This window comes from Ruegeria sp. O6 (assembly GCF_056535045.1).
This window is the reverse complement of the sequence record NZ_JBQERM010000001.1, coordinates 506,728-524,802: the sequence shown is the minus strand read 5'-3', so window position 1 is coordinate 524,802 and position 18,075 is coordinate 506,728. Positions and strand designations below refer to the sequence as shown.

General features: G+C 56.7%; 18 protein-coding genes. 10 read left to right on the top strand and 8 right to left on the bottom strand.

The features are described 5' to 3' along the window. Positions 1 to 89 precede the first annotated feature (89 nt). Positions 90 to 1,649: a glutamine-hydrolyzing GMP synthase gene (gene guaA / locus ACR0DY_RS02635; protein WP_480481185.1), complete on the bottom strand. Its 1,560-nt coding sequence runs from the start codon at positions 1,647 to 1,649 to the stop codon at positions 90 to 92. A gap of 306 nt (positions 1,650 to 1,955) precedes the next feature. Between guaA and ACR0DY_RS02630 the strand changes: the two genes are divergently transcribed. Then, positions 1,956 to 3,500 carry a trimethylamine methyltransferase family protein gene (locus ACR0DY_RS02630; RefSeq protein WP_480481183.1) on the top strand — a complete coding sequence of 515 codons (1,545 nt, stop codon included), beginning with the start codon at positions 1,956 to 1,958 and terminating at the stop codon, positions 3,498 to 3,500. Here the strand turns inward: ACR0DY_RS02630 and ACR0DY_RS02625 are convergent, their stop codons facing one another. After that, the gene (locus ACR0DY_RS02625) at positions 3,501 to 3,800 is read right to left on the bottom strand and encodes a DUF6477 family protein (RefSeq protein WP_480481181.1); all 300 of its coding nucleotides are present in this window, start codon (positions 3,798 to 3,800) and stop codon (positions 3,501 to 3,503) included. It lies immediately after the preceding gene. A gap of 241 nt (positions 3,801 to 4,041) precedes the next feature. On the opposite strand from ACR0DY_RS02625, the gene ACR0DY_RS02620 reads away from it, so the two are divergent. Continuing rightward, positions 4,042 to 5,124 (top strand): DUF6456 domain-containing protein, encoded by a 1,083-nt coding sequence (locus ACR0DY_RS02620; protein ID WP_480481179.1) that lies wholly within the window; start codon positions 4,042 to 4,044, stop codon positions 5,122 to 5,124. 51 nt (positions 5,125 to 5,175) lie between these two features. Here ACR0DY_RS02620 and ACR0DY_RS02615 read toward each other — a convergent pair whose 3' ends face one another. Continuing rightward, a complete protein-coding gene (locus tag ACR0DY_RS02615; protein ID WP_480481177.1) occupies positions 5,176 to 5,724 on the bottom strand; it encodes a redoxin family protein in 549 nt (182 codons plus the stop codon). A gap of 261 nt (positions 5,725 to 5,985) precedes the next feature. Between ACR0DY_RS02615 and lipA the strand changes: the two genes are divergently transcribed. Both lipA and ACR0DY_RS02605 read left to right on the top strand, forming a co-directional pair. After that, entirely contained in the window at positions 5,986 to 6,936 is a 951-nt protein-coding gene (gene lipA, locus ACR0DY_RS02610; RefSeq protein ID WP_480481175.1) for a lipoyl synthase, read from the top strand. Beyond that, entirely contained in the window at positions 6,933 to 8,084 is a 1,152-nt protein-coding gene (locus ACR0DY_RS02605) for an amidohydrolase (protein WP_480545623.1), read from the top strand. The genes lipA and ACR0DY_RS02605 overlap by 4 nt, the downstream gene beginning before the upstream one ends. Before the next feature lie 11 nt (positions 8,085 to 8,095). Here ACR0DY_RS02605 and ACR0DY_RS02600 read toward each other — a convergent pair whose 3' ends face one another. After that, positions 8,096 to 8,452 (bottom strand): hypothetical protein, encoded by a 357-nt coding sequence (locus ACR0DY_RS02600; protein WP_480485807.1) that lies wholly within the window; start codon positions 8,450 to 8,452, stop codon positions 8,096 to 8,098. A gap of 119 nt (positions 8,453 to 8,571) precedes the next feature. Then, on the bottom strand, positions 8,572 to 9,114 hold the full coding sequence (gene hpt / locus ACR0DY_RS02595) for a hypoxanthine phosphoribosyltransferase (protein WP_480472475.1): 543 nt from the start codon (positions 9,112 to 9,114) through the stop codon (positions 8,572 to 8,574). Between the two features lie 72 nt (positions 9,115 to 9,186). Here hpt and ACR0DY_RS02590 point away from each other — a divergent pair, with 72 nt between their 5' ends. Together ACR0DY_RS02590 and ACR0DY_RS02585 are read left to right on the top strand one after the other, a co-directional pair. Beyond that, entirely contained in the window at positions 9,187 to 9,633 is a 447-nt protein-coding gene (locus ACR0DY_RS02590) for a type II toxin-antitoxin system RatA family toxin (RefSeq protein WP_480545622.1), read from the top strand. A gap of 37 nt (positions 9,634 to 9,670) precedes the next feature. Next, positions 9,671 to 10,963, top strand: a complete 1,293-nt coding sequence (locus ACR0DY_RS02585) for an MmgE/PrpD family protein (protein WP_480545621.1) — start codon at positions 9,671 to 9,673, stop codon at positions 10,961 to 10,963. Here ACR0DY_RS02585 and pyrC read toward each other — a convergent pair. After that, positions 10,960 to 11,997, bottom strand: a complete 1,038-nt coding sequence (pyrC, locus tag ACR0DY_RS02580; RefSeq protein ID WP_480545620.1) for a dihydroorotase — start codon at positions 11,995 to 11,997, stop codon at positions 10,960 to 10,962. The two genes, ACR0DY_RS02585 and pyrC, sit on opposite strands and share 4 nt — an antisense overlap. A 163-nt stretch (positions 11,998 to 12,160) precedes the next feature. Between pyrC and ACR0DY_RS02575 the strand changes: the two genes are divergently transcribed. Together ACR0DY_RS02575 and ACR0DY_RS02570 are read left to right on the top strand one after the other, a co-directional pair. Next, a complete protein-coding gene (locus ACR0DY_RS02575) occupies positions 12,161 to 13,069 on the top strand; it encodes an AAA family ATPase (RefSeq protein ID WP_480481163.1) in 909 nt (302 codons plus the stop codon). A 58-nt stretch (positions 13,070 to 13,127) separates the two neighbouring features. Further along, positions 13,128 to 14,387, top strand: coding sequence for a vWA domain-containing protein (locus ACR0DY_RS02570; RefSeq protein WP_480537740.1), 1,260 nt, complete (start codon positions 13,128 to 13,130; stop codon positions 14,385 to 14,387). A 4-nt stretch (positions 14,388 to 14,391) separates the two neighbouring features. On the opposite strand, the gene ACR0DY_RS02565 is transcribed toward ACR0DY_RS02570, so the two are convergent. Continuing rightward, positions 14,392 to 14,892, bottom strand: a complete 501-nt coding sequence (locus ACR0DY_RS02565; protein ID WP_267365861.1) for a hypothetical protein — start codon at positions 14,890 to 14,892, stop codon at positions 14,392 to 14,394. 230 nt (positions 14,893 to 15,122) lie between these two features. On the opposite strand from ACR0DY_RS02565, the gene ACR0DY_RS02560 reads away from it, so the two are divergent. Both ACR0DY_RS02560 and ACR0DY_RS02555 read left to right on the top strand, forming a co-directional pair. Then, positions 15,123 to 16,091, top strand: a complete 969-nt coding sequence (locus ACR0DY_RS02560; protein WP_480545619.1) for an XdhC family protein — start codon at positions 15,123 to 15,125, stop codon at positions 16,089 to 16,091. Beyond that, positions 16,088 to 17,089 carry a molybdopterin-binding protein gene (locus ACR0DY_RS02555; protein ID WP_480545618.1) on the top strand — a complete coding sequence of 334 codons (1,002 nt, stop codon included), beginning with the start codon at positions 16,088 to 16,090 and terminating at the stop codon, positions 17,087 to 17,089. Before ACR0DY_RS02560 ends, ACR0DY_RS02555 begins: the two co-directional genes overlap by 4 nt. Positions 17,090 to 17,132: 43 nt before the next feature. Here the strand turns inward: ACR0DY_RS02555 and ACR0DY_RS02550 are convergent, their stop codons facing one another. Then, on the bottom strand, positions 17,133 to 18,047 hold the full coding sequence (locus tag ACR0DY_RS02550; protein WP_480826335.1) for a MurR/RpiR family transcriptional regulator: 915 nt from the start codon (positions 18,045 to 18,047) through the stop codon (positions 17,133 to 17,135). Positions 18,048 to 18,075: the final 28 nt, after the last annotated feature.

Sequence of the window (18,075 nt, the reverse complement as noted above, 5' to 3'; positions counted from 1 at the left end):
GTCGTATAGATGACTGCCCTGAACAATAGCTTGAATGAGAAGGACGTTTTGCAGCTCAATCAGTTAAGTTTTACGCAGATACCCACCGGTTATTCCCACTCGATGGTGCCGGGTGGTTTCGATGTGATGTCATAGGTGCACCGGTTGATGCCTTTGACTTCGTTGATGATCCGCGTTGCCGTTTCGCCCAAGAAATCATGGCTGAACGGGTAGTAGTCCGCGGTCATGCCATCGACAGATGTTACGGCCCGCAGGGCACAGGCATAGTCATAGGTGCGTCCATCACCCATGACGCCTACGGTGCGCACTGGCAAGATGGCGACAAAAGCCTGCCAGATGTCATCATAGAGGCCGTGTTTACGGATCTGGTCGATATAAATTGCATCGGCTTCCCGCAAAATACCCAGCTTTTCACGTGTGATTTCACCAGGGCAGCGGATTGCCAGACCGGGGCCGGGGAAGGGGTGACGCCCGATGAAACTCTGCGGAAGGCCAAGTTCACGGCCAAGCGCGCGAACCTCATCCTTGAACAGCTCTCGCAGGGGTTCGACCAGTTTCAGGCCCATCTTTTCCGGCAAGCCACCGACATTGTGGTGCGATTTGATGGTTACAGAAGGACCGCCCGAAAATGACACCGATTCGATTACATCCGGATAAAGCGTTCCCTGGGCCAGGAACTCGGCCCCTTCAATGGTATCGGCGTGTTTCTGGAACACGTCGATGAACAGTTTGCCGATGATCTTGCGTTTGGTCTCCGGGTCGCTTTGCCCTTCAAGCTCGCCAAGGAACAGTTCGGATTCGTCCGCGTGGATCAGTTGGATATTGTAGTTGTCGCGGAACATGCCGACGACTTCTGTCGCCTCGTTCTTGCGCAACAGCCCGTGGTCAACGAAGACGCAGGTCAACTGGTCTCCAATCGCCTCGTGGATCAGGATCGCCGCGACCGAGCTGTCAACGCCGCCCGACAAACCGCAGATGACCTTCTTGTCACCAACCTGCTCGCGGATCTTGCGGATCATCTCCTCGCGATAGGCCCCCATGGTCCAGTCGCCCTTGAAACCGGCCAGCTTGACGAAGTTCTCGTACAGCTTCGCGCCCTTGGGCGTGTGGTGCACCTCGGGGTGGAACTGCACGGCATAGAAATGGCGCGCTGGATCGGCTGTGATCGCAAAGGGCGCGTTAGGCGATGTGCCAAAGACCTGAAATCCCGGCGCGATTTCACTGACGTGGTCACCGTGGCTCATCCAGACCTGTTCATCCCCGTCGTCAAACCAGCCCTTCAGAATTTCCAGTTCGTCTTTTGGCGTGACAAAAGCCCGACCGAACTCGGCGGTGCCATGGCCACTTTCGACCTTGCCGCCAAGCTGGTGCATCATCACTTGCTGGCCATAACAGATGCCCAGAATCGGCACGCCGTAGTCAAAAATCTCTTGCGGAGCACGGGGCGACCCTTCGCGCGTCACACTGTCCGGCCCGCCCGAGAAGATCACGGCGCGCGGGGCCATTTCCCGCACGAAATCCATCGTGACATTCTGGTAAGGGTGAATTTCGCAATAGACATTCAGTTCGCGCAGGCGGCGGGCAATAAGCTGCGTAACCTGGCTGCCGAAGTCGATGATCAGAAGGCGGTCGTGGGATGTCTGGGTCATGTCAGCGCCTTAGGGCAAGCCTGCACATTTCGCAAGAGCGAGGTCCGATTCCGGCGCGGGATTCGATGAAGATCGCCACACAGGCCTTCGGCACTCGTGTTTCCCGCCGTTCGTGATCCGAAGTAGACAGGTGCGGTAACAATTGGGCCGCACTTTCCAAAATCCGATTATCCCCAATGGCAGCCCGTTGGCGGGATTGCAGAACGGCAATGTCGCTTTTTCCCCCAACGTGCCGCAATCCCTATGCTTGCGTTCCGGCAAACCTGTATCAAACGCTCAATCTAACCAACAACACGGGATCTTCTCATGACCGAGGCAAACACCCGGCGCAGGGCGAGAGGTGGCGGTGGCGCTGCCCGCCGTGCCGAGCGGACTGCAGTTCGTATCGAGACCGCGAAATACATCGAACGCAACATTCCGAACTTCGAAATCCTCAATGAAGAGGCACTGGAGATCATCGAAAACAATGCGGAAACCGTGTTGGAAGAGATCGGTGTTAACTTTGTTGATAACCCTGCCGCTCTGGAACGCTGGCGCGACGCTGGCGCGGATATCGACGGTGAACGCGTGCGCATTCCGCGTGGCCTGGCTCGTGAGCTGATCAAAACTGCGCCCAGCGAGTTTACCCAACATGCCCGCAACCCCGAGAAATCGGTCGTAATCGGTGGTCGAAACATGGTTCTGGCCCCGGTTTACGGCCCTCCTTTCGTGCGCGATGCACAGGGCGGCCGTCGATACGCGACGATGGACGACTTCAACAAGTTCGTGAAACTCGCCTATATGTCCAAGTGGTTGCACCATTCGGGCGGTACTGTGTGTGAGCCGACCGACATTCCGGTGAACAAGCGCCATCTGGACATGTTGAAGGCGCACATGACCCTGTCGGACAAGCCTTTCATGGGTTCTGTGACCGATCCCAGCCGGGCGCAGGATTCGGTCGAAATGTGCGAAATCCTGTTCGGCAAGGAGTTCGTTCAGCAAAACACGGTGATGACGTCGCTGACCAACATCAACTCGCCGATGACATTCGACGATGTGATGATGGGCTCGCTGGAAGTCTATGCACGTAACAATCAGGCCTGCATCATCTCGCCCTTTATTGTGGGCGGCGCGATGGCGCCGGTCTCGGTAGCCGGTACTTTGACACAGGTTCTGGCCGAGGTTCTTGCCGGTGTGGCGTACAGCCAGATCGTCCGTCCCGGTGCACCCGCGATCTTTGGTGCATTCGTGACTTCGATCGACATGAATTCAGGTGCCCCGACCTTCGGAACACCAGAAGCTGCGCATATCACCTATGGCGCGGGTCAGCTGGCGCGGCGTCTGAACTTGCCCTATCGGTCCGCAGGATCGTTCTGTGGCTCGAAACTTCCGGATGCGCAGGCGGCTTATGAAACAGCGAACTCGCTGAATATGGGACTGTTGGCTGGCGTGAACTTCATGTTGCATGCCTGCGGCTGGCTGGAAGGCGGCCTGGTGGCCGACTTCGAGAAATTCGTTATGGATGCCGACCAGTTGGGTGTTTTGCATTCGCTGGCCAAGGGCGTGGCCTATGACGAAAACGCGCAGGCCATGGATGCGATCCGGGAAGTTGGCCCGGGCGGGCATTACCTAGGATGTGCCCACACGCAGGCGAACTTCAAGGAATCGTTCTGGAAGTCCGATCTGCTGGACTACAAGCCATATGAAACCTGGCAGGAAGAAGGCGCGCGTGATACGCGGGCTCTGGCCTCTGCGCGGGTTGAACACCTGCTGGCTAATTACCAGCAACCGCATATGGAACCGGATACAGCCGCAGCGCTGGAAGCCTATATCGCCGAGAAAAAGGCCTCCTTGCCGGATGCGTTCTCCTGATTACTGAAGGACCGGGGCGCGGCTGGCCTGATACAGCCGCGCCTCACCCAACAGCGCGATAAGAATGTCGAGATGCCGGACCAGAGAGTATGCGGCATCATCTTCTTTGCGCAGTTCATTTACCTCTTTTTCCATCTCCATCAGTCGCAGCAGGGCCTGACCTGAACCCGGCAATGATCCGTATCCCAGAATACGTTGCAGATGCCTGTCCCGGTTGTACTCTCTCGCTCCGAAATTGGCGGCTCTTGCCAACATGCGTGGGCGGTGAAGCGTTGAGATCATTGTCATCAGGTCCTGCATCTTATGTGTCCTGTGTCTGAGGGTTTACGGGACCATTAAATGCACAACCTAAGCGGGTGTTGCCTGCGTGACAGCCTCTCCGAACGATGGTTTCACGACTGTTTATCTTTTTGAATCAAATCTGGTTCGCGCCTTGTGAGGTTAACGAACGAGTAACGAATGGACCTCTAGTTAGATTTGGTTAACCCGCAATCCGAGGGCGAAAAGTGACATTTTGTTTTGTCGACGAGGGCAAATAATCATGGAAAACAACATGGCTTTCACCATTCCGGCATGGGTTCCAGAGGGGGCGCAAAGATACCTTGCTCATACCGAAACCGGACGCTCGATCCGCGATATCGCGAGATCGGCAGGCTGCCATGCGTCAACCATCCTCCGGCAAATCCGGCGTATCGAGATGCGCCGTGACGATCCATTGGTGGATGCTGCTTTGCAATCGCTGGCAGAAACACATTTTTCCATGTCCGATGACGCAGGCGACGCGGTCGTGATCGCGGATGAAGCTGCCCAGGAAGAAGCGTTCGAAAGAGAAGCATTGCGCATTTTGCGCCGCCTGAGTGAAACCGGTTCGGTTCTTGCCGTGGCTGAAGAAATGGACAAAGCGGTAGTCGTTCGCGACACCGGCAACGCCGGAGCGACCAGAACCGCGGTCGTCGATTGCGAGATCGCTCAGGCTCTGGCCTTAAAGGACTGGATTTCCTGCGATAACCCCGGTCGTATTTCACGGTATCGGATTTCTGCAGCTGGCCGAACGGCCCTGAGCCACCTGATTGCGAAAGCGGAAAACAAGGCGCGGGTGGGGACTGAATTTGGATTTGCCGAAGCCCAGTCGTTGTTTCAGTCTAAGACGTCGGCCGGGGCGGCTGACCGGATCAAGCGCATTCGCTATAGCGCCACGGAAAGCCCGTTGGTTGCCCTTGCACGCAGGCGTGACCGCGATGGCAAGCCTTTTCTGGATGAATCGCTTGTCAGCGCCGGAGAGCGTTTGCGCGAAGATTTCGAATTGGCGCAGATTGGCCCACAGGTTTCACAGAACTGGGACCGGTTTCTTACGGCTGGTGGCCGTGGCTGTTATGACAGTGAAAGCCACGGAGGAAAGGGGTCATCCGATGCGCGGGATCGCGTGGCGCGGGCCTTGTCTGATCTTGGCCCCGGACTAAGTGACGTTGCCCTGCGGTGTTGTTGCTATCTCGAAGGGTTGGAACTGGCGGAAAAGCGTATGGGCTGGTCTGCACGATCCGGCAAGATTGTTCTGCGGATCGCATTACAGCGGCTGAAACGCCACTATCAGGATCAGGCTGAACGCGACCGCATGATTGGCTGAAGGCACAAAAAAAGGCCCGTCATAACGGGCCTTTATTTGTCTTGTTGATACTCAGGCCAGTTCGGGCTCTGCCGTTGCCTGAAGATGTTTCATCAGGTTTTCGGGCGAAGACACGCCATAGGGATCTTCTGGGCAGTTATCCATCAGGCCAGGTTCTTCGAACCAAGCTTCGACAACGCCGTCGTTTACGATGGCCGCATAGCGCCATGACCGCATGCCAAAGCCCAGATTATCCTTGTCAACCAGCATACCCATTTTGCGGGTGAACTCGCCCGATCCATCCGGAATGACCTTTACGTTGGTCAGGCCCTGATCTTGCGCCCATTTGTTCATCACAAAGCTGTCGTTGACAGACATGCAGTAGATTTCATCGACGCCCCGGGCAATGAAATCGCTATACCCGTTTTCAAAGCCGGGCAGTTGATATGTCGAGCAGGTGGGCGTGAACGCACCGGGCAACGAGAACAGGATCACGCGTTTTCCTGCAAAATAGTCAGCGGTGGACTTGTCTTCCCAACGGAATGGGTTTGGTCCTTCGATTGAGTCATCACGGACACGGGTGTGAAAGGTCACGTTGGGCAGAATTGCGCCGGATTTCATGGTCAAGCTCCTGTGATTCACTTGTGATTTTGTTGTGACTTAAAACAGTTCCAAACTACCTTCAATCGACGAAACGCCGCATTTTGAACTAATAATCTCTTCTCATTAGGCATTGAAAACATGCGGTAAAACGGGAATTTGCAATCGTGCTCTTGCTTATGCACGGCGGCGTTGCATAGCGGCTATGCGCCGCTGGTGTAACACTGCGCATCTGTCTATGTTATGAGCGACAGGATTGACCCAAAGTCAGGAAAATTGCCCGTGCGAGATCTGAAGATCCCCGAACAGCGCCATCCGGAAAAAGCGCACCGCCCGGATAATGCGCAGCCCAAGAAACCGAACTGGATCAGGGTCAAGGCACCCGGCGGCAAAGGTTATGCAGATACGCGCCGGATCATGCGCGACAATAATCTGGTCACCGTCTGCGAGGAGGCAGGATGCCCCAATGTCGGCGAATGCTGGAGTCAGGGTCACGCCACCATGATGATCATGGGCGAGATTTGTACCCGTGGCTGCACATTCTGCAATATCGCTACTGGCCGCCCAGACGACCTTGACGCCTTTGAACCTGGGCGGGTGGCACATGCGGTCGAAAAACTTGGCCTGAACCATGTGGTTATCACCTCTGTCGACCGGGATGATCTGAGCGATGGTGGAGCCGAGCATTTTGCGCAGACCATCCGCGCGGTGCGGCACCGCTCTCCCAAAACCACGATCGAGATACTGACGCCCGATTTTCTGAAATGCGATGCGGATGTTCTGGAAATTGTGGTCCAGGCAAAGCCGGATGTCTTCAATCACAATCTGGAAACCGTACCGGGTCTGTACCCCGAGGTTCGCCCCGGCGCGCGGTACTTCCATTCCCTGCGTCTTTTGCAGCGGGTGAAAGAACTTGATCCGTCGATCTTTACCAAGTCCGGTATCATGGTTGGGCTTGGCGAAAACGAACAGCAGGTGCGCCAAGTCATGGATGATATGCGCGCGGCGGATATCGATTTTCTGACGATTGGCCAGTATCTGCAACCAACGCCGAAACACCATGGCGTTGATCGTTTCGTTACACCCGACGAGTTCGCGTCATACGAAAAGGCGGCATACGGCAAAGGCTTTCTGATGGTATCTGCGACACCTTTGACCCGGTCTTCTTATCACGCTGGTGACGATTTCACCCGACTGCGCGCGGCGCGTCTAGAAAAGCTACAAAAAGCGTGACACCGGATCAGATCGCGCGACTGACTCGTCTGCGCCACGAGCTGCATCAACACCCCGAACTTTCGGGACAAGAAAAGAAAACCGCGGCGCGGGTGGCTGAATTTCTGCGCGACGCTGGTGCTGACCATGTCATGACCGGAATAGGTGGGCACGGGATCGCTGCTGTTTTCGAAAGTGGCCAACCCGGTCCCACGCTGGGCATTCGCTGCGAACTGGATGGGCTGCCGATCCAGGAGTTGGCGAACCATTCCTATGTATCACAGGTCGTGGGCAAAGGGCATTTGTGCGGTCACGATGGACATATGACAATAGTTCTGGGCGTGGCAGACGGGTTGAAGCATCAACACCCCAAGAAGGGCCGCGTCGTATTGATCTTCCAGCCAGCCGAAGAGACCGGCAATGGTGCAATTGCTTTCCGAGCTGATCCCCAATACGCCGAAGTTGCGCCCGACCTGGTGTTGTCTTTGCACAACTTACCGGGATTGGAGTTGGGGGCGGTCGAAATTTGCAGCGGTTCTGCCAATTGCGCCTCACGCGGGATGCAGATCGTCCTGACCGGAAAGACGTCACATGCTGCCGCTCCGCAAGATGGGGTGTCACCTGCCGGTGCGCTGGCAAACCTGATGCCGGCTTTGACCGCGTTAGGCGGCGGCGGGGATCTGAATGACAACTACGCGTTGACGACCGTCACACATGCAGCGTTGGGTGAGCGCACGGTCGGAGTAGCACCGGGGCGGGGCGAGCTGTGGGTGACGCTTCGCACCGTCACGGACGCGAGAATGGCGCAACTGATCAGCGACGCTGAGTCGCTGGCCCGCGAAACGGCCAAAGCCGAAGGGCTGGCGGTCGAAATCAGTTATGACGAAGTGTTTGAGGCTTGTGCCAATCACCCGGAAGCAGTTTCGATCCTGTCCAAGGCCTGCACGGAGCAGGGCGTTTCTTGCAGGTTGACCGATCAGCCACAGCGTTTTTCAGAAGATTTCGGCCAGTTTGGAAAAAGCGCGAAAACCGCAATGTTCTGGTTGGGGTCGGGGAGCGACCATCCCCAGTTGCACAACCCGGACTATGATTTCCCGGATGCGCTTATTCCGATTGGGACCGGGATATTTTTGAAGGCCATCGACGCTGTGTTAGGCCGCGACTGCTAGGACCGAGGCTTTCAGTTCATCAGATCGCCAACGATTCCAACAGCTTCTATTACAGTCTTCGTATCATCCGATATCGAGATTATTTCGTCGTCGACCCGAATATACCGTTGCCCTGGCTTCAGCGGTTTGAGCTTCCAGTTGTCGAGCTCGTCAATATAATCAAAACGCAGGTCGTTCGGCAATTTCTGACCTCGGGTGTATCGTTTGATTTGACCGGGCGGAACAGCTTTGCCGTTTGACTTAATGGATTTCTCTACTTTGGTTTTGTTGGCACCTTGCCCTTTGCCCTTGTTGTCTTTTGCATAAGACGCACCTGCAAGGGACACGATCGCCAAAAAGACGCCCGCTATCGCGAAAAACCGCTTCATTATCAATACTCCTGCTATTTCCTGAAAGGTAAAGCGACGAGGCGATGATTGTCCAATGATGTTCTAAAAATAGAATTTTAAACGGGTCTGAGCACGAAATCTGTAAATTGCCCGCTCAGCTATTCGTCTGTAAAGCGGACTTTGCCAATATAGGGCAGGTTGCGATTGCGTTGGGCGTAGTCAATTCCATATCCCACGACAAATTCGTCTGGAATCTCAAACCCGATCCAGTCTGATCGGAAATCCACTTCGCGGCGGCTCGGCTTGTCCAGCAGGGCAATGGATTTCAGGCGCGCGGGGTTACGGCTTTGCAGCAACTTGGTGACATGGTTCAACGTATGGCCAGTGTCAACGATATCCTCGACAACCAGCACGTCGCGCCCTTCAATTGCGCCGCGTAAGTCTTTGAGAATACGAACTTCCCGGCTGCTCTCCATCGCGTCTCCGTAAGAAGAAGCTTCAAGGAAATCCACTTCGATCGGAAGGTCAAGTTCGCGCACAAGGTCGGCGATGAATACAAAGCTGCCGCGCAGCAGACCCACGACCACCAGCTTGTCGGTGTTTTTGAACTCTGCCGAAATGTCGCGACACAGCTCCTCGATTCGAGCAGCGATGGCCTTTGCCGAGATCATCTCATCTATCACATATGCGCGGTCAGTCATCGCAGCCCCCTTGATCTTTGGCGCGCAACATACGACATGACGCGCCATTGTCACCTGCAAATACCGGACGTCATGCCTATCCATTCGGAAACCCGCCACCTGCCGTATACAGCCCAGCAGATGTACGACCTGGTTGCCGACGTGGCCAAGTACCCCCAATTTCTGCCGTGGTGCGCTGCTGCCCGCATTCGCAAGACCTATGCGCTGGAAGAGGCTGAGGTGATGGAGGCTGATCTGGTCATCTCGTTCAAGGTTTTCCGGGAACGATTTGGCAGCAAGGTAACCCTGTTTGCGGATCAAAGGAAAATCGACACCGAATACCTGGACGGCCCCTTCAAATACATGAAATCCGACTGGCAGTTCGAGGACGCGCCTGATGGGGGCTGCAACGTCTCGTTCCATGTGGACTTCGAATTCAAGAATGCCATCCTGCAAGGGATTATCGGCGTGGTATTCAACGAAGCCATGCATCGGATCGTGCGCGCGTTCGAGGCGCGCGCGCAACAACTCTACAGCTAGGTCTTTACCCTTGTCAGGCGCACGCTAGACTACGCGCATGACGGAATTTACAGCATCATTGGCCGCATTTGCGGCAGGCCCGGTTTCGACGTCGTCTCAGGCAAGAATCGTCACGTCGCTATCTGTTCTTGACTGGGTCGCTGTGGGCCGGGCAGGCGCGCACGAACCCGTCTCAACCACGGTTCGCGAAATGATACTGTCCGAGGGCGGGAATCCTCAGGCACATCTCTTTGGCGGCGGCTCGGCACCGCTGCGTGGTGCTGCGTTGGTCAATGGCACGGTGTCCCACGCGCTGGATTACGATGACACGCATTTCGCCCATATCGGGCATCCTTCCGTCGCCATCCTGCCCGCAGCCCTTGCTGTGGCCGAATGGGATGACCTTATTCTAGTCGACATGCTCGAAGCCGCTTTGGTGGGCATGGAAACCTCAATCCGAATTGGCTTGTGGCTGGGGCGCGGCCACTATCAGGCAGGGTTTCACCAGACGGCAACATCCGGTGCCTTCGGGGCGGCAGTTGCTGTTGGTCGTTTGCTGGGGTTTAACGCAAACCAGATGCGAATGGTTCTGGGTCTGACGGCAACGCGTGCGGCGGGGCTGAAGGCGCAGTTCGGAACCATGGGCAAGCCGTATAACGCCGGACTTGCCGCCTCGGCAGGGGTCGAGACAGCATTGCTGGTGCAGCGCGGTTTTCATGCCAACGCCGACGCGCTGGAAGGTCCTTTTGGGTTTGGCGCAACGCATCAAGGCGCGGCAGACCAAACTGCTCTGGATGGGGTGGGTGATGAATGGCTGTTTGAAACGGTCAGCCACAAGTTTCACGCCTGTTGCCACGGTCTTCACGCCGCGCTGGAAGCCGCGCGGGAGTTGGACATAGCAGAACCCGAGGTCGCCGAGATCCAGATAAAAACGCATCCGCGCTGGATGAGTGTGTGCAATCAGCTGTCACCGACAACCGGACTGGGGGCCAAGTTTTCCTATCGGACAGTGATCGCGATGCAGGCGCTGGGATATGATACGGCTTTGCCAGGCAGTTTCACTGACAAGGTCTGCCTCGACCCGCGTATAAAGTCCTTGCGCGACCGCATCACGGTCGAGGCAGATGAAAGCCTTTCAGAAACGCAGTCGCATCTGTCCCTGCTGCGTCGCGATGGCATTCGCCGCGAAGCAACGCATGATCTGCTGAACCCAATATCGCTGTCTGACCGCGAGGATCGCGTGCGCGACAAAGCGACCAAGCTGATCGGCGCGGATGAGGCGGACACGATCTGGTCGATGCTGCGCACAGGGGGACGTGCACGCGATTTGGCCGAACGAATGGCGGGTTAAGCCACGCGCCAGTGCAACGGAAAGCCCGGGTCAAACACAGTGACCGGTCCATCGCCTGTGTCAATCTTTGAGGGATACGAAACGGGCTCACCCTTGGTCAGGGTGATCATCTCTTGGTTCACGGGCAAGCGATAGAAACCTGGCCCGTTGAGCGACACAAATCCTTCCAGCTTGTCCAAAGCACCTTCCCGGTCAAACATCTCGGCGACCAAAGACATAGTGTTGGTCGCCGTGAAACAACCGGCACAGCCGCAAGCCATTTCCTTGTTTGCATCCGTGTGCGGGGCGCTGTCTGTACCCAAAAAAAACCGCGCATCGCCCGACGTTGCGGCGGTTAGCAGGGCCAGACGGTGTTCCTCGCGCTTGGCAACGGGAAGGCAATAGTAATGCGGTTTGATGCCACCAACCAGGATATGGTTGCGGTTGATAATCAGGTGATGCGCCGTGATCGTTGCACCCAGATCAACCGCGTTGGCTTTGACATAATCCACACCATTTGACGTGGTGATATGTTCCATCACCACACGCAGGCCAGGTGTCGATCTGCGGATCGGATCCAGAACACGGTCGATGAACACGGCTTCGCGGTCAAATATGTCGATCTCGGGATCCGTCACCTCGCCATGTACGCACATGGGCAAGCCGATTTCGGCCATCTTCTCAAGCACCGGGCGCACTTTGTCGAAATCGCGCACACCCGAGGCAGAGTTGGTCGTAGCCCCGGCAGGGTACAGCTTGACGGCTTTGATCACACCGCTGGCATGGGCCGCTGCGACATCTGCGGCATCTGTATTTTCGGTCAGATACAGGGTCATCAGCGGCTCGAACGTCATACCGTCGGGAAGGGCCGCCAGAATGCGGTCTCGATAGGCGACAGCTTGGTCGCCACGCACAACCGGCGGCACTAGGTTCGGCATAATGATCGCACGGGCGAAATGGCGCGCGGTTTCGGGCAGAACGGCTTGTAGCATCGCGCCATCGCGCAGATGCAGGTGCCAGTCGTCGGGGCGGTGGAGCGTAAGGGTGTGGGTCATGGCCTTCCGCTAACATAGCTGTTGCGAAAGACCAACTGCGTCCGCGCAAGCCACAAAGAAAATCTTGTCAACCGACCTGAACGTCGTAGCTCTGAGAAAGGTTGAGGCCTTGACGGCCAGACGGTTGCATGACCTGTTTATCCCTAAAGCAGAAAGGGGTTCCATGACACAGCCAGTTTCCATCGATGCCGTGCAGCAGATGCTGGGTCGTCAGGGCTATGTCTGTGGTCGCGCCCTTGCGACGGTTGTGTTCCTGTCGCTGAAGCTTGGACGCCCGTTGTTTCTGGAAGGCGAGGCAGGGGTGGGAAAGACCGAGATCGCCAAGGCTCTGGCATCCGGGTTGAACCGGCGCCTGATCCGTCTGCAATGCTACGAAGGTCTGGATGCGTCTTCTGCCGTTTACGAATGGAACTTTCCGGCGCAGATGGTCGCGATCCGAACGGCCGAGGCCGCAGGTGGGGCCGACCGGGGCGCGTTGCAGGCGGAACTGTTTTCGGATGAATACCTGATCGAACGCCCCTTGTTGCAGGCAATGCGCCCGGACGAAAATGGAGCGCCGGTTCTTCTGATCGACGAACTGGACCGGACCGATGAACCGTTCGAAGCCTTTCTACTGGAAGCTCTGAGTGATTTTCAGGTCACGATTCCTGAACTGGGCACTGTTGTAGCACCCGAACCACCGATTGTAATTGTCACGTCGAACCGGACCCGCGAAGTGCACGATGCCCTCAAGCGTCGCTGCCTGTATCACTGGGTTGATTATCCTGATTTCGAACGTGAGATCGAAATTCTGCATGCGCGCGCGCCTGAAGCTGCGGAAGGGCTTAGTCGCGAGGTTGTAGCCTTCGTTCAACGTTTGCGCACCGAGGATTTGTTCAAGAAACCCGGTGTGGCCGAGACCATCGACTGGGCGAAATGCCTGTTGGCGCTGGATGTGTTGAACCTCAGCCCCGAGGTGATCGGCGACACGCTGGGTGCGATCCTGAAATATCAGGACGACATTCAAAAACTTCAGGGGTCCGAGGCCAAACGCATCCTCGACGAGGCCAAGGCCACGCTCGAACCGGTCTGATGTTTCATCTTTTTCCAAATACTCCGGGGGTATGGGGGCAGAGCCCCCATAACGTCTGATGGCCGAACAACTTCCGCTGGATATCCCAGACAACCCAAAGCTGGCGCACAACATCACCCATTTTGCCCGCGCACTCAGAAAGGCTGGGCTGCCAATCGGACCCGGTCGTGTGATCGACGCAATTCGTGCGGTGCAGGCGGCAGGTTTTTCCGAGAAACAGGATTTCTATTGGACCTTACACGCCTGTTTCGTGAACCGCCCGGAACACCGCGTGGTTTTTGCGCAAGTCTTCCGAATGTACTGGCGAGATCCGCGTTACATGGAACACATGATGGCTATGATGCTTCCTGCAATTCGCGGCGTTCAGGAAGAACGCAAGGCCGATGCCGGTGAAAAGCGCGCAGCTGAGGCGCTGCTGGACGGGGTTGAGCGTGATTTGCCGGACGCTGCAGGACAAGGGGAAGACGAAACCGAGATCGAAATCGACGCAACCCAGACTGCATCGTCCGAGGAGCGGCTGCGCAATCTGGACTTCGAGCAGATGAGCACGGCCGAAATCGCGCAGGCCAAGCGCGTATTGGCGCGGATGACACTGCCAGTAAAGCCAATTGAATCACGCCGCGGGCAGACCAGCCATCTGGGGCACCGCATCGACCGTGCCCGCACCTTGCGCGCGGCCATGCGGCAAGGGGGTGAGTTGCGCGATATTGCCAGACTACAACCCAAACCGCGCTGGCCAAATCTTGTCGCACTTTGCGATATTTCCGGCTCGATGAGCCAGTACAGTCGGATCATCCTGCATTTCCTGCACACGGTATCGAACACCAAGGGAGCGGGTTGGGCCAAGGTCCATGCCTTCACATTCGGCACACGCCTGACCAACATAACGCGCCACCTGCACCAACGAGATGTAGACGCGGCACTTGCCGCCGCAGGTGCCGAGGCACAGGATTGGGAGGGCGGCACTCGTATCGGCGAGTGCCTGCATCAATTCAATCGGGACTGGTCACGCCGGGTGATGGGGCAAGGGGTGGTTGTTCTGCTGATCACCGACGGGCTCGAGCGAGGTGATCCCGAGCTCCTTAGGAAAGAGATTGAGCGTCTGCACCTGTCCTCAAAACGCCTGATCTGGCTGAATCCCTTGTTGCGTTGGGACGGGTTCGCGCCCAGGGCGCAAGGGGTTGCCGCGATGCTGCCGCATGTTGACAGTTTTCGCGCAGGGCATTCGATTGCCTCACTCGAAGACTTGGCCACAGCGATTTCACAACCCGACGATCATGGGCAGAAAGCGCGGCTGATGGCCGCGCTTTCCGACTAGCAGCTTACGACAGCTGTTCTTCATTGCACTTGCGGGCCATCTCCATGGCTTTGTAAGTGCCTGTCAGATCGACTGTGAAGGCATATGTTGTCTCAGGGAAAACGATCATGACCTTTTTCTTGGCCAGATCATCCGCGAACTGAGGGCTGTCCGACAGGACATATCCACCGGAATAGCCTTTGGTGATGTTACCTTTCATGCCGGTTGCTTCACCCAGATAGATGTTGTCGCCCAGCAGGATAGCAACTTCTTGCGTCTCGCCACGTTTGATATCGGTTTCAGCCTTGGTGAACACGCCGACATATCCCACACCGCGATCTTCGGTCAGTCCCATCTGAACGACGTTTTCCGCATCATCAACGGCCTCGATCAGGCAGGATTTCTTTTCATTGTCGATGAAGACTTTCCAGCCTTCAACCTCTCCATAGCGTTGGAATGTGTCAGCCCACGCTGCGGTTGAAGTCAAAAGACCAACTGCCGCGCCCAGTGCAAGAAATCGTTTCAACTGCGTGTCTCCGATCTATGAATTGTTTGTTATGCAAGCCAGACCTGATGTCGGTTGCCCGCACAGGCTAGAACTCGGGTCACAAACAATCAATGCTATGATTTGTTGAATATTTCTCGGGCCGTGGCGTTACCCCATGGGGTTCAATATAGACCTTTTGGTAAGCCTGATGCGCTTTTCATCCCGCAAATCCCGCTTATGTTGGTGTCATAGGTCATCCGGAGGTTCCGATGGAGCGATTCGACAATAGTCCTGAAACGGCGCTTGACTGGCACCGCAGCGGGCGCGGCGCGGCGCTCGCTACAGTTGTCGAAACCTGGGGCAGTGCGCCGCGGCGGGTGGGATCCCAATTGGTGATTGGTGGCGATGGTCGGATCGAAGGTTCCGTTTCTGGCGGATGTGTCGAAGGTGCTGTTATCGTCGAGGCGCTTGAAGCCATTGACGAAGGCGAAGCGCGTTTGCTTGAATTCGGGGTCAGTGATGACGATGCCTTTGCGGTTGGTTTGGCCTGTGGGGGGACCATACGCATTCTTGTCGAACCCATAGGACAAGTCCTGCCCGAACTTATGTTGGCGGAACTGGTTGCCGCTCGGGCCGCTCGAACGCCCGTTGCCTACGAAGTCAACATCGGAACCGGGCGCAGGGCGCTGCGTCGCAACGCTTATGCCGACAGGCTGCGTATGGATCGGTCAGGGTTCGAAGAGGATGGCCAGACCTTTGTCGCAGTACATAACCCACCGCTGAGGTTGCTGGTTGTTGGGGCGGTTCACATCGCGCAGGCTCTGGTACCGATGGCGCGGATTGCGGGCTATGATCCAACCATTATCGACCCGCGTGACGCTTTCGCGTCCAGTGTGCGTTTTCCCGGCGAAACGATCCTGACGGATTGGCCGGATGAAGCCGTTGCGAAGCTGGGACTGGACGCGCGCACCGCTATTGTCCTGCTGACACATGACCCAAAACTCGATGATCCGGCGCTACAAGCCGCGTTGGACGCCGATGTGTTCTATATCGGTGCATTGGGGTCAACACGCACCCATGCCAAGCGCATTGAGCGTATGAAAGCGGCCGGTTTCACCGATGCGCAAATCTCTGGCATTCATGGTCCCATTGGCCTGGATATCGGGGCCGCCGGTCCTTCGGAAATCGCGGTTGCGATACTGGCACAGATAACGGCCGTTCTGCGAGGGAAAGCATGAAATTTGGGCCTGTGCCGGTGTCCCAGGCAGAGGGGGCCATTCTGGCGCATTCGGTTACAGCGGATGGGCGAAAGTTTCGCAAAGGGCTTGAATTGCGCTCGGAACATTTGGCGCAACTGGAAAAGGCTGGTCTAAGCGAGGTCATTGTTGCCCGGCTGGATACCGGTGATTGCCATGAAGATCAGGCGGCACGCAAACTGGCGTCTGCGCTGGCACCTGATCCAGCTTCAGCCAACTTGCGGGTAACCGAGGCATTTACCGGGCGGGTAAATCTTTTGTCCGATGGGCCCGGGGTTGCCGTGCTTGATGTTCGCGCACTTGAAATGTTCAATCTGGTCAATCCGATGATTACCGTTGCGACCGTTCCACAGTACCAGCAAATGGGGGCGAAGGGCATGGTGGCGACCATTAAGGTCATCTCATATGCCGTGCCAGAGGCTGATGTTCAGCGCGCCGCCGGGCTGGCACAAGGAGCTGTGCGTTTGGCGCGGCCAGTTCATCGGACAGCCGGTCTTGTTGTCTCAGAGATACCCGGTGGGCCACCGAACGAAAAGGGGATTGCCGCCATTCGGGGACGGGTCGAGGCATTGGGAATGGAGCTTTCGGAGGTGCAGATTGTTCCGCATCGAACAGATACTTTGACCAGCGCGATTTCTAAGGGGAAGGGCGATCTTCTGATGATATTGACGGGATCGGCCACCTCGGACCCGAACGATGTCGCACCGTCGGCTGTTCGGCAGGCCGGTGGGACGATTGATCGCTTTGGTATGCCGGTTGATCCGGGAAACCTGCTGTTTCTGGGGGACTTGCAGGGCCGACCTGTGATCGGCTTGCCGGGATGCGCCCGCTCTCCGGCGTTGAATGGGGCGGATTGGGTGCTGTCGCGTGTTGCATGCGGCATTGAAACAACAGGTGCAGATATTGCCGGAATGGGTGTTGGCGGATTGCTGAAGGAAATCCCGACCAGACCTCAGCCGCGAGCGAAACGAAACGACTGACCGCCGCCAAGGTCCGCTATATTGCGTATGTACTATTCATATTCTAGGGTTTTCTCATCCTTGGCAACACGCCGGGTCGCCAATACGCGCCGGTGTCCTCCCGCGCTTTCTGAAACTGTTCGACCCTATCCCGGGCAGCTTCGCCCCCTGCATCAAAGAGATGACCGAGCAGGCATTCCAGAACCGCCATCGCGCCAGAAAAGCTTGAAAACGGATGTAATGTGCGGGTGCTGACGCTCAGAACCACATCCGGATTGACGCCGGGGGCAATCACCTCGCTATCCGACAGCAACACAATCTTCATGGCGCGGTCGCGGGCAAAGCGCATCGACTGGATCGTATCTGCGGAATAGGGATGGACCGTGACGGCAAACAAACAATCCTCGGACGTGGCCTCGACCAGGTCGTCGATGGCCGAGCCCATGTGCCGAGGTATCAGCTGTAACCCGGGATGGGCCATGCGGCCGGCGTAGTGAAAATAATAGGCCAGCGCATGGCTGGCCCTTGTGGCGGTCACATAACAGTGACGTGCAGACACCATGTATTCAACGGCACGCTTGGCCAAATTCGGCTCCATCAGACGCAGAGAGCGGGACACAACATTCATCTCATTGCGCGCGAATCTGGCCTGTGCGCCGTGGAAAGGGTCTTGTCCGGGTGATGTGGTTAGCCACCCATGACCTATCCTGTCTTCGCTGTCTGTTGTGAGGGCAAGGCGAAATGGGTGGCGGAAGGCGTCAAAACTGTCGAAACCCATACGCTGTGCCAGTCGAACAAGAACACTGGTGCTGATGCCGATCCGGTCAGCGGTCACCCGGACCGGGTTCAGGCCGAAATCACCGGGATGGTCGATGATATATTTCGCCGCGACTTGCATCTGCGCAGGCATCTCGTCGATCTCGCGCCGAATTTGGCTGGTCAAGGCTGCAAGGGTGGGTGCCATACCAAAAAGAAACATATGTTTTCTTTAGTGTAAATTGAAAACG